Annotated in this window: 22 protein-coding genes and 1 tRNA gene; 13 read left to right on the forward strand and 10 right to left on the reverse strand. The window is 63.0% G+C overall.

The genetic code is table 11. The features are described from left to right. Positions 1-245: hypothetical protein (locus ACH2CW_RS10580; protein ID WP_395057856.1), on the forward strand; the 245-nt coding region annotated here is incomplete at its 5' end. A gap of 217 nt (positions 246-462) precedes the next feature. Here the strand turns inward: ACH2CW_RS10580 and purH are convergent. Genes purH through dusB form a run of 3 tightly spaced genes read right to left on the reverse strand, consistent with a single transcriptional unit; the run spans position 463 to position 3359 of the window. Continuing rightward, a complete protein-coding gene (gene purH / locus ACH2CW_RS10585) occupies positions 463-2034 on the reverse strand; it encodes a bifunctional phosphoribosylaminoimidazolecarboxamide formyltransferase/IMP cyclohydrolase (RefSeq protein ID WP_395057858.1) in 1572 nt (523 codons plus the stop codon). Between the two features lie 36 nt (positions 2035-2070). Beyond that, positions 2071-2310, reverse strand: a complete 240-nt coding sequence (locus tag ACH2CW_RS10590) for a helix-turn-helix domain-containing protein (protein ID WP_395057860.1) — start codon at positions 2308-2310, stop codon at positions 2071-2073. After that, on the reverse strand, positions 2307-3359 hold the full coding sequence (gene dusB / locus ACH2CW_RS10595; protein WP_395057862.1) for a tRNA dihydrouridine synthase DusB: 1053 nt from the start codon (positions 3357-3359) through the stop codon (positions 2307-2309). Before dusB ends, ACH2CW_RS10590 begins: the two co-directional genes overlap by 4 nt. A 138-nt stretch (positions 3360-3497) precedes the next feature. On the opposite strand from dusB, the gene ACH2CW_RS10600 reads away from it, so the two are divergent. Then, positions 3498-3989 carry a YqaA family protein gene (locus ACH2CW_RS10600; protein WP_395057864.1) on the forward strand — a complete coding sequence of 164 codons (492 nt, stop codon included), beginning with the start codon at positions 3498-3500 and terminating at the stop codon, positions 3987-3989. 127 nt (positions 3990-4116) lie between these two features. Here the strand turns inward: ACH2CW_RS10600 and ACH2CW_RS10605 are convergent, their stop codons facing one another. Then, positions 4117-4866, reverse strand: a complete 750-nt coding sequence (locus tag ACH2CW_RS10605; protein WP_395057866.1) for an rRNA pseudouridine synthase — start codon at positions 4864-4866, stop codon at positions 4117-4119. 386 nt (positions 4867-5252) lie between these two features. Further along, positions 5253-6344 carry a redox-regulated ATPase YchF gene (gene ychF, locus ACH2CW_RS10610; RefSeq protein WP_395057868.1) on the reverse strand — a complete coding sequence of 364 codons (1092 nt, stop codon included), beginning with the start codon at positions 6342-6344 and terminating at the stop codon, positions 5253-5255. Between the two features lie 31 nt (positions 6345-6375). Between ychF and ACH2CW_RS10615 the strand changes: the two genes are divergently transcribed. Next, positions 6376-8169 carry a 7TM diverse intracellular signaling domain-containing protein gene (locus tag ACH2CW_RS10615; protein WP_395057870.1) on the forward strand — a complete coding sequence of 598 codons (1794 nt, stop codon included), beginning with the start codon at positions 6376-6378 and terminating at the stop codon, positions 8167-8169. 7 nt (positions 8170-8176) lie between these two features. Here ACH2CW_RS10615 and ACH2CW_RS10620 read toward each other — a convergent pair whose 3' ends face one another. Next, on the reverse strand, positions 8177-9085 hold the full coding sequence (locus tag ACH2CW_RS10620) for an MOSC domain-containing protein (protein WP_395057872.1): 909 nt from the start codon (positions 9083-9085) through the stop codon (positions 8177-8179). Positions 9086-9157: 72 nt separating this feature from the next. Here ACH2CW_RS10620 and ACH2CW_RS10625 point away from each other — a divergent pair, with 72 nt between their 5' ends. From ACH2CW_RS10625 to ACH2CW_RS10635, 3 genes are all read left to right on the forward strand, one after another. Next, positions 9158-10276 (forward strand): FAD-dependent monooxygenase, encoded by a 1119-nt coding sequence (locus ACH2CW_RS10625; RefSeq protein WP_395057874.1) that lies wholly within the window; start codon positions 9158-9160, stop codon positions 10274-10276. Positions 10277-10293: 17 nt separating this feature from the next. Further along, positions 10294-11013 (forward strand): DsbC family protein, encoded by a 720-nt coding sequence (locus ACH2CW_RS10630; RefSeq protein ID WP_395057876.1) that lies wholly within the window; start codon positions 10294-10296, stop codon positions 11011-11013. Between the two features lie 118 nt (positions 11014-11131). Further along, the gene (locus ACH2CW_RS10635; protein WP_395057878.1) at positions 11132-12967 is read left to right on the forward strand and encodes a M61 family metallopeptidase; all 1836 of its coding nucleotides are present in this window, start codon (positions 11132-11134) and stop codon (positions 12965-12967) included. Positions 12968-12976: 9 nt separating this feature from the next. On the opposite strand, the gene ACH2CW_RS10640 is transcribed toward ACH2CW_RS10635, so the two are convergent. The 4 genes from ACH2CW_RS10640 to ACH2CW_RS10655 all read right to left on the reverse strand — a co-directional run bounded on the left by ACH2CW_RS10640 (position 12977) and on the right by ACH2CW_RS10655 (position 16277). Next, complete coding sequence (locus ACH2CW_RS10640) at positions 12977-13480, reverse strand: hypothetical protein (protein WP_395057880.1); 504 nt, start codon at positions 13478-13480, stop codon at positions 12977-12979. 240 nt (positions 13481-13720) lie between these two features. Further along, a complete protein-coding gene (gene paaK, locus ACH2CW_RS10645) occupies positions 13721-15016 on the reverse strand; it encodes a phenylacetate--CoA ligase PaaK (protein WP_395057882.1) in 1296 nt (431 codons plus the stop codon). Next, positions 15013-15462 carry a hydroxyphenylacetyl-CoA thioesterase PaaI gene (gene paaI / locus ACH2CW_RS10650; protein WP_395057884.1) on the reverse strand — a complete coding sequence of 150 codons (450 nt, stop codon included), beginning with the start codon at positions 15460-15462 and terminating at the stop codon, positions 15013-15015. The genes paaK and paaI overlap by 4 nt, the downstream gene beginning before the upstream one ends. After that, positions 15459-16277, reverse strand: a complete 819-nt coding sequence (locus ACH2CW_RS10655; RefSeq protein WP_395057886.1) for an enoyl-CoA hydratase-related protein — start codon at positions 16275-16277, stop codon at positions 15459-15461. The genes paaI and ACH2CW_RS10655 overlap by 4 nt, the downstream gene beginning before the upstream one ends. Before the next feature lie 115 nt (positions 16278-16392). Here ACH2CW_RS10655 and ACH2CW_RS10660 point away from each other — a divergent pair, with 115 nt between their 5' ends. The 7 genes from ACH2CW_RS10660 (at position 16393) to ACH2CW_RS10690 (ending at position 22989) form a co-directional block, all read left to right on the forward strand. Next, positions 16393-17169 carry an enoyl-CoA hydratase gene (locus tag ACH2CW_RS10660; RefSeq protein ID WP_395057888.1) on the forward strand — a complete coding sequence of 259 codons (777 nt, stop codon included), beginning with the start codon at positions 16393-16395 and terminating at the stop codon, positions 17167-17169. A gap of 223 nt (positions 17170-17392) precedes the next feature. Beyond that, positions 17393-17469, forward strand: a tRNA-Met gene (locus ACH2CW_RS10665). A 151-nt stretch (positions 17470-17620) separates the two neighbouring features. Next, a complete protein-coding gene (locus ACH2CW_RS10670; protein WP_395057890.1) occupies positions 17621-18085 on the forward strand; it encodes a hypothetical protein in 465 nt (154 codons plus the stop codon). An 80-nt stretch (positions 18086-18165) separates the two neighbouring features. Beyond that, complete coding sequence (miaB, locus tag ACH2CW_RS10675; RefSeq protein ID WP_395057892.1) at positions 18166-19512, forward strand: tRNA (N6-isopentenyl adenosine(37)-C2)-methylthiotransferase MiaB; 1347 nt, start codon at positions 18166-18168, stop codon at positions 19510-19512. Positions 19513-19542: 30 nt separating this feature from the next. Further along, entirely contained in the window at positions 19543-20964 is a 1422-nt protein-coding gene (locus ACH2CW_RS10680) for a sensor histidine kinase (RefSeq protein WP_395057894.1), read from the forward strand. Next, on the forward strand, positions 20948-21565 hold the full coding sequence (locus tag ACH2CW_RS10685) for a hypothetical protein (RefSeq protein WP_395057896.1): 618 nt from the start codon (positions 20948-20950) through the stop codon (positions 21563-21565). Before ACH2CW_RS10680 ends, ACH2CW_RS10685 begins: the two co-directional genes overlap by 17 nt. Next, on the forward strand, positions 21562-22989 hold the full coding sequence (locus ACH2CW_RS10690) for a sigma 54-interacting transcriptional regulator (protein ID WP_395057898.1): 1428 nt from the start codon (positions 21562-21564) through the stop codon (positions 22987-22989). Before ACH2CW_RS10685 ends, ACH2CW_RS10690 begins: the two co-directional genes overlap by 4 nt. Positions 22990-23043 lie beyond the last annotated feature (54 nt).

Here is a 23043-nt window from a genome sequence, read left to right on the forward strand (position 1 = left end):
TGCGCTTCCTGCACTCCGGATTTGAATTCGGCATTGGTTTTCGCCTCCACCCGTCGGGCTGGGCCGAGGAGCGCAGCCGAAAACGGATCAGGGCCAGCGATTGTCTGAGGCAAAGCCGAGTTCGCGCGAGACCCCGCTTTTACCGAGCACCGCAGGTTGCCCCGCAGCGCAGCGAAGGGGACCCGGACCATCGGGTCGCCTTTTTCTTTGCTCACTTTCTTTTTGGCGACGCAAAAAGAAAGTGAGTTGCCGCCGGGCAACCCCCGGCTTGCAGGAACACCCTTACCGCAAGAGGGAAAGACGGCTTCGACAGGCTCAGCCCGAACGGTGGTGAAAGATGGCCAACATGGATCCCGGATCAAGTCCGGGATGACAGATGGTCCGAACAGTTCGCTATGAATTCAGTAGCTGCTCGCGCCCATTGGATATGGGTTGGAACCACTTTTAGCTTGAAATCCGTGGTCAGTGCCGAAAGTGCCTGACCCCGCTCAGCACCATCACCACTCCGCGCTCATCCGCCGCCGCGATCACTTCCTCGTCCCGCATGCTGCCGCCCGGCTGGATCACGGATGTCGCCCCAACGTCGACCACCACATCGAGCCCGTCGCGAAAAGGAAAGAAAGCGTCGCTGGCCACGGCCGACCCGGCGAGGTCCAGCCCGGCATTGGCGGCCTTGATGGATGCAATGCGGGCCGAGTCGATGCGGCTCATCTGCCCGGCGCCCACACCCAGCGTCATGCCGCCACCGCAAAACACGATGGCGTTGGACTTGACGTATTTGGCGACCTTCCAGGCAAACAGCAGATCCTGCAGTTGCGCCGGTGTCGGCTGCAGCTTGCTGACAACCCGCAGGTCGGCCAGTGCGAGTTCGTGGTTGTCGGCGGTCTGCATCAACAAGCCCGAGCCGACACGTTTGAGGTCCATCAGGTTGCGGCCCTGTTTCCAGGCGGTATCGCCACCAGGCGGCAGGGCGATCTGCAGGATGCGCACATTGACCTTGCTTTTGAACACCGCGAGCGCCTCGGGCGTGAAAGCCGGGGCCATCAGCACCTCGACAAACTGTTTGGAGATCTGCTGCGCTGCCGCTTCATCGAGCACACAGTTCAGCGCGATGATGCCGCCGAAGGCCGAGGTCGGGTCGGTCTTGAAGGCCTTGCTGTAGGCCTCAAGCGCATCGGCGCCGATGGCTACGCCACAGGGATTGGCATGTTTGACGATGACGCAGGCGGACTCTCTGAAACTCTTGACACACTCCCAGGCCGCATCGGCATCGGCAATGTTGTTGTAGCTGAGCTCCTTGCCCTGCAGCTGCGTGGCCGTGACCAGCGAGCCGGGTGCCGGGTGCAGGTCGCGATACAACGCCGCCTGCTGGTGCGAATTTTCGCCGTAGCGCAAATCCTGCACCTTGATGAAACGGCCGTTGACCTGACCCGGGAACGGGCTCAGCGCGCCATCGGCCTGAATGCCGGAGAGGTAATCGCTGATCGCGCCGTCGTACTGACTGATGCGGTTGAAAGCGGCCACCGAGAGCGCGAATTTGGTGTTGTCGGTGAGTTTGCCGTCAGCCTTGAGTTCTTCCAGCACACCGGCGTACTGGGAGGCGTCTGTCAGCACACCCACGTCTTTCCAGTTCTTGGCAGCCGAACGCACCATGGCCGGGCCGCCGATGTCGATGTTCTCGATGGCGTCTTCCAGCGTGCAGCCGGGTTTGGCAACCGTGGCTTCAAATGGATACAGGTTGACGACCAGCAGGTCGATGGTGGCGATGTTGTGCGTCTTCAGCGCAGACATGTGTTCGGCAACATCGCGGCGCGCCAGCAGGCCGCCGTGGATTTTCGGGTGCAGGGTCTTGACCCGGCCGTCGAGCATTTCAGGAAAGCCGGTGTGGTCGGCGACCTCGGTGACCGGCAGGCCGGCGTCAGCCAGCAATTTGGCCGTACCGCCCGTGGACAGCAGCCGGATGCCCAGCGCATGCAGCGCCTGCGCAAATTCGAGAATGCCGGTTTTGTCGGAGACGGAAATCAATGCGTTCATGTTTTTCTTTGGTGGTCCGGGCGATGGGTTCGCAACTTACTTGATCAGCTTGTGTTCAAGCAGTTTTTTGCGCAGCGTGTTGCGATTGAGCCCCAGCCATTCGGCGGCGCGTGACTGGTTTTTGTCGGCATGCTGCATCACCACCTCGAGCAGCGGTTTTTCAACCACGCGCACCAGCATTTCGTACATGCTGCCGTCGGGTTCGGTGCCGCGCAGGTCCCTGAAATAACTCTCAAGACTGCTGCGTACGCATTCTTCGATCTGCTTCTTGCTCATGCGAGCTCTCCCTGCCTGTCTTGTTGTTGTTCGTACACCTCGCCGGACACCGCCACTGGCATGCGGTCCATGCGCGCTCCCATCTCATCAAAAAAATCGGCCACCGCCTGCCACTGTGCCTGGCTGTCCTCCAGCAGGTTCATACGGCTGCGGAAAGCCTCTCCACCCGGCAGCGTCTTCACGTACCAGCCGATGTGTTTGCGCGCACTGCGCACACCGCTGAACGCACCATAAAGTTCATAGTGGTCCAGCAGATGATCGAGCAGCAAACGCCTGACCTCGGCCACCAGCGGTGGCGCAAGATGCGTGCCGGTCGCCAGGAAATGACCGATCTCGCGAAAGATCCAGGGCCGTCCCTGGGCCGCGCGGCCCACCATGATGGCGTCCGCACCGGTGAACGCCAGCACATCGCGGGCTTTTTCGGGTGTGTTGATGTCGCCGTTGGCCACCACCGGAATCCGCACGGCGGCCTTGACCGCGGCAATCGTGTCGTACTCGGCCTGACCCTTGTAGCTCTGAGCGCGGGTGCGGCCATGCACCGCCAGCATCAACACGCCGGCGCTTTCAAACGCGCGGGCCAGCGTGACGGCATTTTTGTGAGACTCGGCCCAGCCAGTGCGCATCTTCAGCGTGACCGGCACGCCGCGCGGCGCGCAGGCAGCCACCACCGCTTCTGCAATGGCCAGGGCCAGCGGCTCGTCCTGCATCAGGGCCGAGCCGGCCCACTTGTTGCAAACCTTCTTGGCCGGGCAACCCATGTTGATGTCGATGATCTGCGCGCCGCGATCAATGTTGTAGAGCGCTGCCTCGGCCATCATTTGCGCGTCGGTGCCCGCAATCTGCACCGCAATCGGCGCCGCCTCGCCGTCATGGTTGGCGCGGCGCGAGGTTTTCAGCGTGTCCCACAGGTCGCGCCGCGAGGTCACCATCTCGCTGACCGCGTACCCGGCGCCCAGGGTTTTGCACAGGCGCCGGAACGGCCGGTCGGTGACGCCGGCCATGGGCGCTGCAAACAGGTTGTTTGCCAAAACGTAGGGGCCGATGTTCATGGACGTGTGCGAAGGGGATTGCGGAAAACGAGATGTGATTGTAGCTGCCCAAAAATTCAGCAATCGAAATTTACACACGGTGTAGCGAGCGAACGCCCTACAGCGCCGGACCTGGCAGGCTCCCTATACTCGCTGCAGATGGAACTCTGGCTACAACACCTGATAGACGCGCTGGCGCTGCCTGAATTCGGACTGAGCACGGTGTTTGTGGTGTCCTTCATCTCGGCCACCCTGTTGCCGCTGGGCTCCGAGCCGGTGGTCTTCGGTCTGGTCAAGCTCAACCCCCACATGTTCTGGCCGGCCATCCTGGTCGCCACTGCCGGCAATACCCTGGGCGGCGCGCTTGACTGGTGGCTGGGTTACGGCGCACACAAGGTCGTCGACAAATATTCACATTCCTCGCACCATGGTCGGGCCATTCGCTGGCTCGAAAAGCTCGGACCCAAGGCCTGCCTGCTGGCCTGGCTACCTGCCGTCGGTGACCCGCTGTGCGCGGTAGCCGGCTGGCTCAAGTTTCCGTTCTGGCCCTGCGTGGCTTACATGGCGATCGGCAAGTTCGCGCGCTATTTCATGATGACCGGCGCGCTGATCTGGGCGTTTCCCGGTGGCTTCAAATTCCTTGGTGGCTAGGACATTGGCCCCCACGTTCGTTCACTTCGTGTAACTCTCTGTCCTCCGAGGGGGCGCTGCGCCTGCGGGCCGGCAAAGCCGGACCCGCGGCCCCGGCTTGAAGGAACCTGTCGACGGACGACACTGCTCAGAAGCGCTCAGTGGGGAGCAAATAACGCCACTGGCCAGGCGCCAGGCTGCTCATGGGCACACGGCCGACACGAAGGCGTTTCATGGCCTGAACGCTAAGCCCAACGGTTTCGCACATATAGGCGATCTGCCCCGGCCGTTCGCCCTTCAAGGCAAAGCGCAGCCGCGTTTCGTTTTGCCAGCTGACCTTGGCCGGCGGCAGCAGGATGCCGTTGAAAGTGAAGCCGTGATCGACGCGGTTGAGCCGCTCCAGGCCGCCGGGCACCAGTTGGCCTGCGACCTCGACAATCACTTCATGCTCCATCACCGAGGCGTCTTCGCTGAGCTTGCGCGCCACACGCCAGTCCTGGGTGAACACCACCAAGCCGCTGGCCGGTGTGGCCAGCGGTGTCGTCAGCGCCTGCGTGCTGAAGTGTTTTTTCAGCGGACGGATGCCGGAGCGATCGTCAGCCGACCGGTTGGCGGGCGTCAGCAGTTGCCGGGCCGGCGCAGCGGGTTTGCCCGATACACCGTCGAGGCCGGCCTCGTACCCAGCCGGCTTGTGCAGCAACAAGGTCACGGGTGTCAGCGCGAGCAGGCTGGCATCGCGGTCCAGTTCGATCTTCTGGCCCCCGACGCGGAACTGAGGTTCTTCCACTGCCACACCGTCGACACGCACCCAGCCGCCCTCGATGTACTGCTCAGCCTCGCGGCGCGAACAGTTCAGCATCTGTGCCAGGGCTTTGGCAAGGCGGACGGGTTCTGTCATACGGTCTGCACTGTCCTGTCAGGGGCCGCCGTCGAACCGGCTCCGCCAGGCGACAGGAGGCGTCCCCTGCAAGGGGAGGATGGGCTACACGCAGTGAGACCAGGCAGGGGTGTACCTATCGAGGGCCTGTTTACCCTATTTACGCAAGTGCGAACGTGTTTAAAACGGCGCCAATCTAGGCGCGCGACGACGCCCAGCCTGGCCGGCTGGACGAGGAGTGCAACAACGAGTGGTGTCGTTTTGACCACGTTCCCGCCGGGTTGCGGCCAAAAAGGCCATGCGCAGCGTTGCAAAGCCTTGCCGGGCATCAGCCCGGCTGCATTTTGCGCCTCGCGCATGACCTTTTTGACTCGCAACGCATCTTGCATAAATAGGGTGAACAGGCCCTAGCTACTGAACAGGAAATTCATCACGTCGCCATCCTTGACGACATAGTCCTTGCCTTCGCTGCGCATCTTGCCCGCGTCCTTGGCGCCCTGCTCGCCCTTGTTCGCGATGTAGTCGTCGAAGGCAATCGTCTGCGCGCGGATATAGCCTTTTTCAAAATCGGTGTGGATCACGCCGGCCGCCTGCGGGCCGGTGTCGCCGACCTGAATGGTCCAGGCGCGCACTTCCTTCACACCGGCGGTGAAATAAGTCTGCAGGCCCAGCAGCTTGTAGGCCGCCACGATCAGGCGGTTCAAGCCGGGCTCGTCCTGGCCGATCTCGGCGAGAAACATCTTTTTGTCCTCGTCCTCCATGTCGGCCATCTCGGCTTCCATCTTGGCGCAGATCGCGACCACCGGCGCCTTTTGTTCGGCGGCGTAGGCCTTCAGGCGGTCCAGGAAGGGGTTGTTCTCGAAGCCGTCCTCGGCCACATTCGCCACAAACATCGCCGGCTTGGCGGTGATCAGGAAGAACTGCTTGAGCAGCGGCAGCTCTTCCTTGCTGAAGTCAATCGTGCGCACCGGTTTGGTGTCATTGAGCGCCAGCTGGCATTTTTCGAGGATGGCCACCAATTTGATGGACTCCTTGTCGCCTGAACGCGCCAGCTTGGTCACGCGGTGCAGCGCCTTCTCGACGGCGGCCAGGTCGGCCAGGCAGAGTTCGGTCTGGATCACTTCGATGTCGGAGATCGGGTCGACCTTGCCGGCAACGTGGATCACGTTATCGTCTTCAAAGCAGCGCACCACATTGACGGTGGCGTCGGTCTCGCGGATATGCGCGAGAAACTTGTTGCCCAGACCTTCACCCGTGCTGGCGCCGGCCACCAGCCCGGCGATGTCCACAAATTCAACAATCGCAGACTGGATCTTCTCCGGATTGACGATAGCTGCCAACTGGGCCAGTCTCGGGTCTGGCACTTCTACAATCCCCACATTGGGTTCGATCGTGCAGAAGGGGTAGTTTTCCGCTGCGATTCCCGCTTTGGTCAACGCGTTGAACAGGGTGGATTTTCCGACGTTAGGCAGACCGACAATACCGCACTTCAAACTCATGACAAACCTTAGAAAACAGGCTAAGAAGTGTATGCGATATGCGGTTTTGCAGATCGTTGGCCTGACATTGGTGGTGCTTGCGGCACTCGCGGCCACACCCAGCCAGGCCCAGCCGGTGGTCGTGCTGCAAAACCCGGATGTCTCACTCGACCTGCAGGCCCAGGGCCAGGTATGGGTAGATGCCAACGCCGAGGCCAGCATCGAGCAGGTCGCGTCCGGTCAATTCCAGGCAGCCATGCGCCCGCCGCGCAGCAACACCATCTACACGCTGGGGACCCGTGCTGCGCTGTGGCAGCACTACCGCTTTCTGAAACCACTCGGCTCGCAGCACCAGTGGGTCATGGAGTTTCCGATCCCGCTGCTCGACAAAGTCACCGTTTACCAGCAATCGGCAAACGGGCAATGGCTGGGGCAGACCGCAGGCGACACCCTGCCCGTCTCCAGCTGGCCGGAGCCGGGACGGTATGCGCAATTTTCCCTGGACCTGCAACCGGGGGTGGTGCGGGACGTGTATGTCCGCATCCAGCACCAGACCCAGATCAACATTGCAGTCAAAGTCACCTCCAGCGTGACCAGAAACCAACGGCTGCAGGTCGACTACATGTTGATCGGCGTGGTATTTGGCGCCCTGCTCCTGCTGGTGGTGGCCAGTGCCGCGCAGAGCTGGGTCTACCGCGACCGGCTGTACGGCTGGTATGCAGCTTATGCGGCGATCATGATGGGCGTCATCGCCACCACCAGCGGCATGGCGGGTCATCTGCTGTGGGGCGAATCCGCCGCCTGGAACAACGCTGCACAGGGTTTTCTGGGACTGATAGGTGGCAGCATTGCACTGTTGATGGTCAGGGTGCTCTGCAGCTCGAATGCCCACAATGCACGGCTCGATCGCATCAGCTACTGGACGGCCCTGGCCGGCCCGGTGTTGGCGCTGCTTTTTGTGGTGGTGGACCGGGTATGGGGCGTTCGCCTGATCGGTGTTTACCTGACGCTGTGCGTGGTTCTGGGCCTGGCAACAGCATTTCTGGCATCGCGGCGCGGGGACGTGGTGGGTCTGTGGGTACTGGGCGCCTTCGTCCCCCTGTCGGTGGCCGCGCTGGCGGCGGTGGCGCGGATTTTTGGCTGGGCGCCCAGCTCCTGGCTCATCGAGCACTCGGTGATGATCGCGCTGACAGTGGAGGCACCCTTGCTGCTGGTGGCATTGAACATTCGCTCCCGCGAGCGGCACATCATCGAAACCCGCGAGCAGGCCATGTCCAGCCAGGATGCGTTGACCGGCCTGCTGACCCCGCATCTCTTCAGCGACCGCCTGTCTCAAGTGCTGTCCCGCGCCACACGCTACCGGGAACCGGCCGCCGTGGTGTATGTCGAGCTCGTGAACTACGGTTACGTCAAACGTACCCACGGTATCGCCGTCGCGGAACAAAGCCTGCTGCGCAGCGTCATCAAGCTGCGCCGTATCCTGCGGGACGTGGACACGGTGGGCCGGGTGGACGAGGCCTGTTTTGGCCTGATCATGGAGGACGTGTCAACGCGCGAGCCGGTCAACGAACTGGCGGCGAGGTTGATCGCGGCGGGCCTGATGCCGCTCAAAGGCCTCAAGCCCGAGGTGCTGCTGCAATTTCACGTGGCCGGCGTGCTTCTCAGCGAACGGCTGATGGATGGGCCGGCACTCTCGCAAGCCCTGTCCGACCTACTGGCCAGCATGGCCGAGCGTACGCGCCGTCCCATCCGCTTTCTGGAACCCGAGTTGACCCGTCCGTCGCCCCTGGCGGTGGACTCGCACGGGGGCGACAGCGACACGCACGCGCTGGGTAACTCACGCTGAACAACAGTCAGTCGAAACGGTAGTCGGCGCGCACCTCCTGCCCCACCCGAAGCAGGTGGTCGTCTTCATCGAGCCGAATCAGGTTCATGCCGAAACTCAGTGCGCCTTTCAGACGCGGGTCCTGCCGGTAGGTCTGCAGCATGTCGCTGACCTCCGGGCTGCTGACGGCAGTGGCCGGATCGATGTTGGGGATGGGACAACGCGCGCAGGGCTTGACGGGTTTGAGTCGGGCCAACCCCTGTTCTGTGCTGATACTCAGTTCACCCAGCCGGTCTTCGTCGTGGGCAGACAGCGCATCCGCAGCGCCGGTTGAAGCGGGGCCCAGAACAATGTTCGGCCGAAAACGCGCCATGGTGACGGGCGCGACACCCGAGGCCTGCAGCTTGTCATTGAGCCCGGCCAGCGAGGCTTCGCTGAGCACCAGCAAGGGGTAACCGTCGCTGAACTGGTTGAGCGCCTCCACGCCGCCGGTCCAGCGGGCGCTGGAGCAGCGCTTTTGATCAGGGTCAAAGCGCACCAGCCGCAGCTTCTCACCCAGGAAATCACTGAACCACTGGGCCGCAACCGGGCCCATGTCATAGGCCTTCACCTCGTCGTCCCAGACCCGCACGCGAACCGGCTCCTGCACCTGGTCAAGCGCAATGTGCAAGGCCAGCATGCCGGGCGCGCGCAGCACCATGTCCTGGGTCTTGAGCTGCGGGCGGACCAGCGCCATGCGCGGCAACTCACGCTGGGACACAAATTCGCCGTGTTCGTCCACCACCATCCAGGCACGGTCGAACTCCAGGCCAGTCTCGGTCAGGATGGCTTCCTGGACCTGCACGCCGGCGCAGGATTTGACGGGGTAGACCCAAAGGGCAGCAATCGCCGCCTGCACGTCGGCAGTGGCAGAGGTTTCGCTCGATGTTTCACTCACTTGATGCACCCTTCAAAGTTTCAATTCAATCCCTACAAGCCGGTTATTTTGCACCGGCTCCTAAAATGAGCCATGTCCAAACCATTTGATGTCTGTATCCGCGGCGGCGGCGTGGTTGGCAGCAGCCTGGCCTTGCTGCTGGCCCGCGAGCGCCTGCGGGTAGCGCTGGTTGCCCGTCCCGTTCCCGACGGTGACCTGGCTACGCCGCCCCTTCAGGATGTGCGCGCCTATGCACTGAACAGCGCGTCGCGCCAACTGCTGGAGTCGCTCAGGGCCTGGCCCGACGCAGCCTCGGCAACGGCTGTCAGACAGATGCAGGTCTGGGGCGACGATGGCGGCCAGCTTGCTTTCACCGCTGACGGCGGCAAGGACTCGTCGCTGGCCTGGATCGTCGATGTCCCTGCGCTGGAGCAGCAACTGGCCGAGGCCGTGCGCTACCAGCCGCAGATAGAAACCGTGCCGGCGCCCGTCCCGGCCGCGCTCAGTGTGGTCTGTGAAGGCAAGGCCAGCAGCAGCCGCAACGCGTTCGGTGCCGCCTGGACCGTCAAGTCCTACCCGCAAAAAGCCATCGCAGCGCGCCTGCAGAGCGACCAGCCGCACCAGGGGGTCGCCAGACAGTGGTTCAGCCAGGGCGAGGTGCTGGCGCTTTTGCCCATGGGCGGCGATCAGGGGAACTCTGTGGCGCTGGTCTGGTCAGTCTCTGTGGCGCGCGCACTTTCACTGGAGACGCTGTCGCCGGAAGAATTTTCGGCGGCGGTTCAACTCGCTTGCGGGGCCGAGGCCGGACGGCTGCAACTGGCCAGCAACCGGTCGAGCTGGGCGCTGGCGCTGTCTACCGCTGATCGCTGGGTCGGGCCGGGCTGGGCGCTGGCCGGGGATGCGGCCCACACCGTGCACCCGCTGGCCGGCCAGGGCCTGAACCTGGGACTGGCCGATGCGGCGGCATTGGCTGCCGTGGTGCGGGCGCGCGAGTATTGGCGCGGCCTGGGTGACGAGAAGCTGCTGCGGCGCTACGAACGGTCGCGCAAGGGCGATGTCGCGGCCATGGGCGCTGTGACCGACGGCTTGCACGGCCTGTTTGCGCAGACCGATGTGCGCTGGCAAGCGCTGCGCAATTGGGGCATGACAGGTTTTGAAAAAAGTGGTCCGCTCAAGCAATGGGTCACACGGCGGGCGATGGGTCAGATTTAACCAAGACGGGAAAAGTAATGAAACTGTTCAAACATATCGCGGTCTGCGGCCTGCTGGCCTGCAGCCTGGGCGCAGCCTTCGCACAGGAAGCGGTGATTCGCAAAAACCTCACTGATCGGCTGCCGAGCCTGCCTCCCATCGAAGAAGTCAGCAAGGCGCCGATGGCCGGTCTGTACGAGATCCGGGTCAATGGCAACGACATTTTTTACACCGATGCCGAGGGCAACTTCCTGATTCAGGGGAACCTGATAGACACCAAACAGCGGCGCAACCTGACCGAGGAGCGTGTGGAAAAACTCAATGCGGTGGCTTTTGACGCCCTGCCGCTGAAAGACGCATTCACCCTGGTACGCGGCAACGGCAAACGCAAGCTGGCCGTGTTTGAAGACCCCAACTGTGGCTATTGCAAGCGTTTTGAACGCGACATGCAAAAGGTCACGGATGTGACGGTCTACATGTTTTTGTACCCCATCCTGAGCCCCGATTCGGCCGAAAAATCAAAAAACATCTGGTGTGCCAAAGACAAAGGCAAGGCCTGGCAAGACCTGATGGTGCGTGACCAGCCGGTGGCAACTGCGAGCTGCGACAGCAGCGCGCTGGCGCGCAACCTCGAGTTTGGTAAAAAACACCGCATCACCGGCACTCCCACACTGATCTTTGCCGACGGTACGCGTGTACCGGGCGCTGTCAGCGCGCAGCAGGTGGAAAAATACCTTAGCGAGGCCAAGGTACAGTAGTCGGCATCATGCTCTGAGACAGGCATCAAAAGCGGCTCCAACCCATGGCTAGTCTGCGCGAACAGCTCCTCTTTTGATAGCAATGCACCGATCTCCTGTTGTCGGCTATTCTTGATTCATGGCAAAACCACGCGCTCCTGTTTCCCCGCCCACCTTGTCCCCGGCACCCGGTATCACTTACCGCATTGAAATCGCCGATGTACACGCCCACCTATTTCGCGTCACGCTGACCATCCCCCGGCCCGCAGCCTTGCAGCGGCTGGCCCTTCCCGTGTGGATTCCGGGCAGCTACCTGGTGCGCGAATTTTCCAAAAATCTGCAGGGCTTGCGCGCCCGCCAGGGCACCAGGCCGCTGCCCGGGACACAGCTCAGGCAACACGACAAATGCAGCTGGGAGGTCCGCTGCAACCCGGACAAACCGCTGCACCTGGTTTATGAGGTGTATGCCAACGACAATTCGGTCCGCACGGCCTGCCTGGATGCCCATCGCGGCTTTTTCAACAGCAGCTCGCTGTGCCTGCGCGTTGAGGGCCAGTCACAGGCGCCGCACCTGCTGGAGATTGCGTCATCCCCGGCCTGCAAGGGCTGGTCGGTCGCCACCGGGCTCAGCCCACTGAAAATCAACAAGCTGGGTTTCGGCAGTTACCTCGCTGCAGACTACGATGAACTGGCGGACTGCCCGGTAGAGATGGGCGCTTTCTGGAGCGGCAGCTTCAGTGCCTGCGGTGTGCCGCACCGCTTTGTGGTCGCTGGCGCCACCGCCGGTTTTGACGGTGCACGCTTGCTGGCCGACACGCGGAAAGTTTGCGAGACGCAGATTCGTTTCTGGCATGGCCATAAAAAACCACCCTATAAAAACTACCTGTTCATGCTGTATGCCGTGGACGACGGTTATGGCGGGCTGGAGCACCGCAATTCCACCGCGCTGATCTGCGGCCGCAAGGACTTGCCGCGCCTGGGTGATGCCAAATTGCCCGAGGGCTACACCACCCTGCGCGGCCTGATCAGCCACGAGTACTTTCACACCTGGAACGTCAAGCGCCTGCGGCCGGCAGAATTTGCAAGTTACCGCTACGACAGCGAGAACTACACCGAGTTGCTCTGGTTCTTCGAAGGGTTCACAAGTTATTACGACGACCTGCTGCTGCGCCGCGCCGGCTTGCTTGACGATGCGGGTTATCTGCGGCTGCTCAACAAGACCATCAACCAGGTCATGCAAACGCCGGGACGACTGCTGCAGTCGGTCGCGCAGGCCAGTTTCGACGCCTGGGTCAAGTATTACCGCCAGGATGAAAACACGCCCAACGCCACCGTCAGTTACTACACAAAAGGCGCACTGGTCGCCCTGTGTTTCGACCTGAGCCTGCGCAGTGAAGCCGGCGCCGGCGGCCCGGCGAATCTGGACGAGGTGATGCGCACGTTGTGGCTGCGTTGCAAGGCCGGTCCCATGAGCGAAGCGGACTTTGCGGCCGCGCTGCAAGAGGTGAGTGGCCGCTCTTACGCGGCCGAAATTGCGGCCTGGGTGCACGGCACCGGCGAGCTGCCCCTGGAAGACATGCTCAAGCGCCACGGTGTGGCGGTGCTGCAGGAACCGGCGCAACTGGCCCAGGCGCTGGGGCTGCGTGTGCAGGAATCTGCAGGAAGCGTGCATGTCAAAACGGTCTTGCGCGGCGGCGCGGCCGAACGGGCAGGTTTTACCGCCGGCGATGAATGGCTGGGGGTTGAAATTCCGGCTCCCGCAAGCAACCAAAGAGTGGCGGCGGGAAGCTCAAGCTGGCGCCTGGGCAAGCTCGATGACTTGCCACTTTATGCGGGCACCAGCAAAAAAATCGGGGCACTGGTGGCGCGCGACAAACGCCTGCTGCGCCTTGCGCTTGTGATGCCGCCCGCGACGACCACCTGGCGCTTGGTGTCTCGGGACACGGCGCTTGTGGAAAGATGGCTGGCAGGCTGACAAAAGGGCTCAGCCAGCGGGCATCTGCGCCTCGATCTGGGCAACGAACCGCTCGGCTTCGGCGTTGCCTTTGACCTCCCGCACAATCTCGCGTGCACGTTTGATCACGACGATGAAGTCGGGCAGGTCGCGCGTCGCCTCGATCTTGATGCACAGCGGCTCAGCCGTGGGGCCCAGCAGGTTCTCAAGGAGGTGGGACGAAAAAAGCCGCGCCTCTGCCAGATTGGCGGCGCGTGCAGGTGCAGCAGCCGCCGGGGACTCAGCCCGCTCCAGCGGCACCGGCATGGTTTTTTCTTCGGCACCCACAGGTTCCACCAGGCCTTCGCTTTCGAGCTCCGCCAGGCGCTCAGCGTCGCCCAAGCTGGCGGCGATGGTCGCCAACTCCGCATGCGTCCGCTTGCCATCCACCATGATCAACAGCGAGCGCAGCTTGGGGGAAAGCCCCGATTGCCGGTTTGCAATGGCCTCTGCCCCCTTCGGAGTCTTGTGGTAAATCGCTTGCTTGTTAGCCATGGCTTGTCTCCACTCAAAGCTTGTTGCAAGTTCAGTGTAAGACCGAAGTCAGGCCACGTCGAGAGGGTGACCATCCGGGAAAATCTGGATTTGCATGACATGCTCCCAGGCCATACACAGTTGCTCCGGTTCAGCACCTGCTTGGCTTTGCCCAGGCTGCGCCCAACACCACCTTCGGCCACCGCTGCGTCCCGCGGCCCCTTACCCAAGCAGCCCAAAAGCAGGCGCGGTGTTGCGCGATCAGGTGCGCCGCAGATCCAGCACCCGCTTGGCTTTGCCCAGGCTGCGCTCCACCCCGCCTTCGGGGCGCAACTCGATCTCGGCGGTGGTGCCCACATAAGCCTTGATCTCATGCTGCAGCAGGCGCGCTGCGGCCTGTGCCTCAGCGCTGTCGGGGACCAAGCCGGGACGTGTCTCCACGGCCACACGCAAACCGTCCAGCACGCCCTCGCGCGTGAGAATGCACTGGTAATGCGGCGCGAGTTCGGCGCGTTTGAGGATCAGCTCCTCGATCTGCGTGGGAAACACATTGACGCCGCGCACAATCATCATGTCGTCGCTGCGGCCCGTGATTTTTTCCATGCGCCGCATGCTGCGCGCTGTGCCAGGCAGCAGCCGCGTCAGGTCGCGGGTGCGATAACGGATGATGGGCAGCGCCTCCTTGGTCAGGCTGGTGAACACCAGCTCGCCGATGTCGCCGTCAGCCACCAGCTCGCCGGTTTCCGGGTTGATGATCTCTGGATAAAAGTGGTCTTCCCAGATGGTCGGGCCGTCCTTGGTCTCCACACATTCACTGGCGACACCGGGCCCAATGACCTCGCTCAGGCCGTAAATATCCACCGCATCGATGCCCATTCGTTTTTCTATCGCATGCCGCATATCGTTGGTCCAGGGCTCGGCGCCGAAGATGCCAGTGCGCAGACTGGTGTCCGCAGCGTTCATGCCCTGCTTTTCGAACTCATCAGCAATCGCCAGCATGTAGCTGGGCGTGACCATGATGATGTCGGGTTTGAAGTCGGTGATCAGTTGCACTTGGCGCTCGGTCTGGCCGCCGCCAAAGGGCACCACCGTCAAGCCCAGCTTTTCGGCGCCGTAATGCGCGCCCAGGCCGCCGGTAAACAGGCCGTAGCCGTAACTGATGTGCACCAGGTCGCCAGGCCGCGCGCCGGCCGCGCGAATGCTGCGCGCGACACACCCGGCCCACATGTCCACGTCATTTTTTGTGTAGGCCACCACGGTGGGTTTGCCGGTGGTGCCGCTGGACGCATGCAGACGCACACACTGTTCACGCGGCACCGCCAGCATGCCGAAGGGATAGCTGTCGCGCAGGTCGTGTTTGGTGGTGAAGGGAAATTTTCGCAAATCCGCCAGCGATTGACAGTCATCGGGATGCACACCGGCGGCATCGAACTTCGCGCGGTAGACCGGCGAATGCAGCCAGGCATGTCGCAGCGTGGCCTGCTGCGGTTTGTGCTGCTGGCCACGCAACTCGTCCAGGCCCGCCTTCTCAATGGGTTCCAGGGGAAAACTTTTCATATGGCTTCCTCACCCGCAGCAGGAATGACAGTGCCGGAAAGCTGCGCGCTTTTCCCCCGAAACATGGCCACCACCTCGCCGAGCTGGTTGCTGACCTTCATGTCGTAGATGCCGTGGCGGCCCTGCAGGATCTGCTCCACACCCTCACAGGTCAGCACGTCGCCGGCCTGGCCGGGCTTGAGAAATTCGATGCTGCACCCTGCCGCCACCGTGACCCGGTTGCGGCTGTTGCAGGCGAAGGCAAAGGTGGAGTCGGCCAGCGTGAAGATGAAGCCCCCGTGGCAAATCTTGTGGCCGTTCAGGTGCCGTTCAGCCACCGTCATGCGCATCAGCGCGCGGCCGGGCCCGCAAGCCAGCAGTTCCATGCCCATGGTGTCTCTGGACGCCGTGTCCGCCGCAAACATAGCTTCGCCGACGCGCTGTGCCAGTGCTTGCTCGTCCATCATTCACCCCTGAACGCCGCGGGGCGCTTCTCAAGAAAAGCCGTCACACCTTCGATGTAGTCATGCGTGCGGCCGAGGGCCGACTGGGTGTCGCGTTCGGCGTCAAGTTGCTGGTCCAGGCTGCGGCTGGAACTCTCGCGCAACATCTGCCGCGTCGCCACCAGCGCTTTTGTCGGCATGCAAGCCAGACGCTGCGCCAGCGCAAGCGCGGCAGCCACGCAGTCGTCGGCCACTTCCCAGATCATTCCCCACTCCCTGGCCTGCGCGGCCGAGAGTTTGTCGCCGGTCATGGCCAGCGCCATGGCCCGCGCCAGGCCCAGACGTTGCGCCAGGAACCAGGTGCCGCCGGCGTCGGGAATCAGGCCGATCTTGCTGAAGGCCTGAATGAAGCTTGCGCCAGGCGCGGCAATCGCGATGTCGCAGGTCATGGCCAGCGAGGCACCCGCACCGGCTGCGACGCCATTGACGGCGGCAACGGTCGGCATGCGCAGCGCCTGCAGGCGGCGCACCGTGGGGTTGAAAGCCTCATCGATAACCGGTCCGGGGTTGGCGCGTGCCACCAGATCAGGGCCGGGCGCAAAGTCGAACTCGCCAAGGTCGGCGCCCGCGCTGAAACCACGACCAGCGCCGGTGATGACCAGGGCACGAATCAGCGGATTCGCTTCGGCCCGATCCAATGCCGCCCACAAGTCGCGGTGCATTTTCCGGGTAAAGCTGTTGAGGGCCTGCGGTCGGTTGAGCGTGAGCAACGCAACCGCGCCGTGCTCGGCATACAACACGGCGGCTTCGCCAGCCGTGTCAGGTGAGGATTGGGGCATAGATAGGGTCTCCTGTGCTGAATTTAGCATTAACCGACCCATCGGTCGGTTAATGTTTTCCCTTGGCGGGGCAAGCCCTCAGCATGGCATGATTCAGCCACAAAGGATGCCTGCCATGACTTATGAATTGATTCTGACCCGAACCGAAGGCCGCGTGGCCACCATCACCCTGAACCGCCCCAAACAGCTCAATGCACTGAACGATCAGTTGATGGACGAGCTGGGCACTGCCCTCAAGGCCTTCGATGCCGACGACACCATCGGCTGCATCATCCTGACCGGCAGCGAAAAAGCCTTTGCCGCCGGCGCCGACATCGGCGCGATGGCGACCTACGGTTTTGCCGGCGTCTACAAAAACGACTACATCACCCGCAACTGGGAGCAGCTTCGCAGCGTGCGCAAGCCGGTGATTGCCGCCGTCAGCGGCTTCGCCCTCGGCGGTGGCTGCGAACTGGCCATGATGTGCGACTTCATCATTGCGGCGGACAACGCGAAATTCGGCCAGCCCGAAATCAAGCTGGGCATCATTCCCGGCTCGGGCGGCACGCAGCGCCTGCCACGCGCGGTCGGTAAGGCGAAAGCCATGGACCTGGTGCTGACCGGCCGCATGATGGACGCGGCAGAGGCCGAACGCAGCGGTCTCGCCAGCCGGGTCGTGCCGCTGGACAAACTGATGGACGAGGCGCTGGGTGCGGCGCTGCAGATCTGCGACTACGGGCAGATCGCGGTGATGGCCGCCAAGGAGGCGGTGAACCGCGCCTACGAAGGCACGCTGGCCGACGGCATCATGTTCGAGCGTCGCCTGTTCCACGCCACCTTCGCCACCAGCGACCAGAAGGAAGGCATGGACGCGTTTGTCAACAAACGAAAGCCCGTTTTCACCCATCAATAGCAGACTCGAGACGGCTTCCCGGCGCTTTCAGAAATTCAATTGCCGGGATGCAGGGCAAGGCGCGTGTCGCATCGCTCTTTCGAACTCATGCGAGGGTCGCGCAGGATACCGGAACGTATTCAGGTGCGTGAGGATTCCGAGCACCGAGCACCGAGCACCGCGCAACGCCGCCATGCGCCCGGCAATTGGGTTTATGGAAGTGCCGCTATAATTCTTGTCGCGCGGTGATATAGCTCAGTTGGTTAGAGCGCAGCATTCATAATGCTGATGTCGGTGGTTCAAGTCCACCTATCACCACCAGTTTTCCCGAGCCCCAGAAATCCATTCTTCTGGGGCTGACGAACGCAGCGAAGGGGCCGCCCCAAGCAAGTTCAGCCCCCTTGGGGGGCAGCGTCTACACGAAGTAAAAAGCGTGGGGGCCTTTGTACTTCACAGCCTCTGGATAGACACCATGAAACGCTGCCTGAAACACCTTGTTCTCGCCCTGCCGGCCACCTGTGTTGCTATCTGGATGATGCTGGCCGTGCCCGCAAGCGCTCAAACCACCGGCAGCGATGGCAGCCTCAGCGTCCGGCAATTTCCAAAAACCGCGCTGCGCGGCGTGCTGGTGATCAAGACGCCGCCGGAGGTCAGCCTCAACGGTAAGCCCGACCGGCTCTCGCCTGGCGCGCGTATTCGCAATCTGAACAACAACTTCGTGACACCAGGCGCGTTGGTGGACCAGGAATTGCTGGTGAACTACACCCGAGACAGCATGGGCCAGATCTATGAGGTCTGGATGCTCAGCGCCGAGGAAGCCAAGGAAAAGCGCGCCGGCCTGCCTGCACGCGGCTTCAACTTCGGTTTTGAGTCCAGCGCCGCACCGCAGGACAACGGCAAGACGCCCTACAACCAGCTGCCGCGCTACAAGCAGTAAATCGCTGGTTTTTCAAGCCAGATCGGGCTTCAACCCATACCAGACAGTCGTAATCAGCTACTAATTTGATAGCAAATATCATGAGCAAAAAAGTCTTTATCAAAACCTTCGGCTGCCAGATGAACGAGTACGACTCGGACAAGATGTCCGACGTCCTGCACGCGGCCCAGGGTTACGAGTCCACCAGCAATGTCGATGAAGCCGACCTGATTCTTTTCAACACCTGCTCGGTGCGTGAGAAGGCGCAGGAGAAGGTGTTCAGCGACCTGGGCCGCGTCAAACACCTGAAGAAAAAAGGCGTGCTGATCGGCGTGGGTGGTTGCGTAGCCAGCCAGGAGGGCGAGGCCATCATTGAACGGGCGCCGTATGTCGACGTCGTGTTCGGCCCGCAAACCCTGCACCGCCTGCCCGACCTGCTGAGCAAACGCATGAGCCTGGGCAAGTCGCAGGTGGACATCAGTTTTCCCGAAATCGAAAAGTTCGATCACCTGCCACCGGCGCGTGTCGAAGGCGCCAGCGCCTTTGTCTCCATCATGGAAGGCTGCTCCAAATACTGCAGCTACTGTGTCGTGCCCTACACACGTGGTGAGGAAGTCTCGCGCCCGTTCGAAGACGTGCTGGTTGAAGTGGCTGGCCTGGCCGATCAGGGCGTGCGCGAAGTTACGCTGCTGGGACAAAACGTCAACGCCTATCGCGGGCCCATGGGTGGTACGGCCGAGATGGCCGACTTTGCGACCCTGCTCGAATACGTTTCGGACATTCCCGGTATCGAACGCATTCGTTACGTCACCAGCCACCCCAATGAGTTCACCCAGCGCCTGATCGACGCCTACGGCAGGCTGCCCAAGCTGGTGAACCACCTGCACCTGCCGGTGCAGCACGGCTCGGACCGCATCCTGATGGCGATGAAACGCGGCTATACCGCGATGGAATACAAATCCACCATTCGCAAATTGCGCGCGATCCGCCCCGACCTGGCCATGAGCAGCGACTTCATCGTCGGTTTTCCCGGCGAGACCGATGACGATTTCAGCAAGATGATGAAGCTGATTGATGACATCGGTTACGACACCTCCTTCAGTTTCATCTTCAGCCCGCGGCCCGGCACACCGGCCGCCAACCTGCCCGATGACACGCCGCACGCGGTCAAGCTCGCCCGCCTGCAGCGCCTGCAGGCCGCCATTGACGACAGCGTGCGCGCCATCAGCGCCAGCCGCCAGGGCACGGTGCAGCGCATCCTGGTCGAAGGCGCCTCGCGCAAGGATGCCTCCGAGTTGATGGGACGCACCGAATGCAATCGCGTTGTCAATTTCACCGGCTCGCCGCGCCTTATTGGACAGATGATTGATGTGACCATCACGCAAGCCTCCCAGCGTTCGCTGCGCGGCGAAGTGCTGCTGCGCGAAGAAGCTGCCGTGCCGGCTTGACGCCGGCGCCGTGACAGGCCGCCTTTCAGGATGCTGAAGCACGTTTCTTTCCGGCAGTTGCTGGTGGTCGCTTTTTTGCTGATCGCCGCGCTGCTGGCCGCAGCCTCGCTGCGGGCGCTGTTCACACTGGAACAGCTCACCCTGCAAAGCAGCGACAGCGCCACCCGTGCGCTGGACCTGAGCGCGGCGGCGCAATCGCTGACGGAACGCAGCGTGGCCATGGAGCGCTCTGCGCGCCAATCGCTGGTACTTGGCGACCGCCTGTTGCGCCGCCGCTTTGACGAAGCCGCCGGCGAGGCGCGCGAGGTGTTGGCACGCCTGGCACTACAAGGTGTGCCCGCTGAACGGGTGGCGGACTGGCGCCAGCGTCTGGAAACCATCACCGCCCTGCTCGACGGCGCGCCCGACACGGCTTTTGACCGGGACCGCCAGCTTGCGCTGGAATTTCGCGAGCTGGACCAGGTCAACACCGCGATTGCCCAGCAGGTGCGTCAGGCCATTACCGCGCAAAACCGCAGCCTGCTGGACACGCTTGAAACCCGCCGCAGCCAGCTCACCCAGCAGGTCATAGGCGCGATCGGGCTGTCGGTGCTGCTGGCACTGGCCTTCGGCATTTTGCTGACCCGGCCGCTGCGGCGCCTGGAAAAAGCCATCATCGGCCTCGGTGAAAACCGCCTCGACGAAGCGATTGCCATCGACGGCCCGGCCGATCTGCAACTGGTCGGCCAACGCCTGGAGTGGCTGCGCCTGCGCCTGGTCGAACTCGACGCCGACAAGTCACGTTTCCTGCGCCATGTCTCACATGAGCTGAAAACCCCGCTGGCCTCGCTGCGCGAAGGGGTCTCGCTGCTGGAAGACGGCATTGCCGGCGAACTCAGCAATAACCAGCGCGAGATCGCCAAAATCCTGCGCCACAACACCGGCCTGCTGCAGGGCCAGATCGAGGATTTATTGCGCTTCAACGCTGCCGCCTTCGAGGCCCGTCAGTTGCGACGGGAGAAAACCGACCTTCTGCAACTGATCACTGAACAGGTCCAGGCCCAGCAATTGCAATGGCGCGCGCGGGAGTTGCAGGTCCACATCGAGGGCAAGGCGGTGCACGCGGAAATTGACCGCGACAAGCTGGGAACCGTACTCGCCAATTTGTTGTCCAACGCCATTAGTTATTCCCCCGCCCAGGGTCGCATCAACTTGCGATTGAGCCGTTTGGCGGAGGCCGTGCGCATCGACATTGGTGATGAAGGGCCAGGTATCTCATTTGATGACCGGGCCCGTATTTTTGAACCTTTTTACCGTGGCGCCCAGCAACCGCTCCAGGCCGTGCGCGGCAGCGGCATCGGGCTGTCCATCGTGCAGGAGTACATCGCTGCGCATGGTGGCCAGGTGTACCTGCTGCCGGACGGCCCTGGCGCCCATTTCAGGATAGAACTTCCCCATGTTTTCAAGCCTTGACACCTGCCCCGGCAAACACCGGGGCTTTTGCGCGGCGCTAGCCGCCAGCCTGATTGCCGCCGGCTGCGCCCTGCCGGTTCAGACGCCGTCACAGACGGTGGCGGTGCTGCCCCCGTCGGCTGCGCGCTTGGCGACCGTGACGCCGCCAGGCAGCCGCAACGTGGTGGCGCTTCTGCTCGAACACGCCGATCGCGTGCGCAGCCTGCAGGGCGGCGAGCTGGCCCAGGAAATCACCCGCCTGAACGAGCCGGTCGCGCCGGCAGACCAGCTGCGGCTGGCGATGGCCCTGAGTCAGACGCGCCAGCTCTATGACCTCCTGCGTGCGCAGGAGTTGCTGCAGCGCGTGCTGACCAGCCAGACCGCAGAGGCGCGCGAGCTGCATGTGCTGACGCGGCTGCTGGCCGCACGATATGCCGACCAGCGGCGACTGGAAGACCAGCTGGATCGTCAAAACCAGCAAGTGCGCGAGCTGCAGCGCCGGCTTGCGGAGACCCAGGACAAGCTCGATGCCCTCAAGGAAATCGAGCGCAGCCTGACCAACCGGCCGCCGCCCGCACCGGCCTCGGCCCCCAGCAGCCGCACCCGGCCGGCCGCCCCATGAGCGCAGCTACCGCCGGCGCGCACCTGCTGGTCGTCGACGACGACGCCGACATGTTGCGCCTGCTGACCATGCGCCTGACCGCTGCCGGTTACCGCGTCAGCGCGGTGGCATCCGCCGAGGCGGCGCTGGCGCAACTCGACATCGAACGGCCGCAGCTCGTGCTCAGCGATGTGCGCCTGCCCGGCAAGGACGGGCTGGCGCTGTTTGAAGACATACGCGCACGCCACCCGTCGCTGCCGGTGATCCTGCTGACCGCACACGGCACGATTCCGGATGCGGTCGAAGCCACCGAACGCGGTGTCTTCACCTACCTGACCAAACCCTTCGACGGCAAGGCCCTGCTGGACAAGATCGCCCAGGCCCTGGCGCTGAGCGCCCCGGCACCGGACTCGCAGGTCGGCCAGGACCCGGCCTGGCAAAGCGCCATCATCAGCCGCTCCAGCCGCATGGCCGAAACCCTGGCCGAAGCCCGCATGGTGGCGCGATCAGACGCCAGCGTGATGCTGCGCGGCGAAAGCGGCACCGGCAAGGAACTGTTGGCCCAGGCCATCCACCAGGCCAGCCCGCGCGCGGCCCACCCCTTCATCGCCGTCAACTGCGGCGCCATTCCGGAAGCGCTGCTGGAGTCCGAGCTGTTCGGCCACGTCAAGGGCGCGTTCACCGATGCCTCGTCCAACCACAAGGGTCTGTTCCAGGCGGCCGAAGGCGGCACCCTGCTGCTCGACGAGATCGGGGACATGCCGCTGGCGCTGCAGGTCAAGCTGCTGCGGGTGTTGCAGGAACGGGTGGTGCGCCCGCTCGGCTCCAGCCAGTCGATCCCGGTCAACGTGCGTATCCTGTCGGCCACCCACCGCGACCTCGACGCCGCCATGGCCGACGGCCAGTTCCGCACCGACCTCTACTACCGCCTGAACGTGGTCACGCTGACGCTGCCGCCGCTGGCGGAGCGGCGCGAGGACATCACGCTGCTGGCCAACCACTTCCTGGTCAAGCTGGCCGGCAAATACGGCAAACGCCTGAGCGGCTTTGCGCCGGAAGCCCTCAAGGCCCTGACCACCGCCGCCTGGCCGGGCAATGTGCGCCAGCTCTACAACGTGGTCGAGCAGGTGTGCGCGCTGGCCAGCACACCCTTGATTCCGCTGGCGTTGATCCAGCGCGCCCTGCGCTCGCCCAGTGTGCAGGTGCTCACGCTGGCCGACGCGCGGCAGCGTTTTGAGCATGCGTACCTGGTCGGCCTGCTGAAATTGACCGATGGCAACGTGGCCGATGCGGCGCGCCTCGCCGACCGCAACCGGACCGAGTTTTACCGCTTGATGCAAAAACATGGCCTGACACCCAGCCACTTCAAAAGTGAAGCAGCCCCCGCGCCTGCAGACACTGTCGCTGACGAGCGACACGGCCAAGGGCCTGATTTAAAACAATAATTTCTCTCTCGCCAGCAGGGGTGTCGCTGATTGGCGACAAAAATCAAGGGTTTC

Origin of the sequence: Polaromonas sp., assembly GCF_043778355.1 — a bacterium.
In the GTDB taxonomy this organism is placed as follows: Bacteria; Pseudomonadota; Gammaproteobacteria; order Burkholderiales; family Burkholderiaceae_C; genus Polaromonas.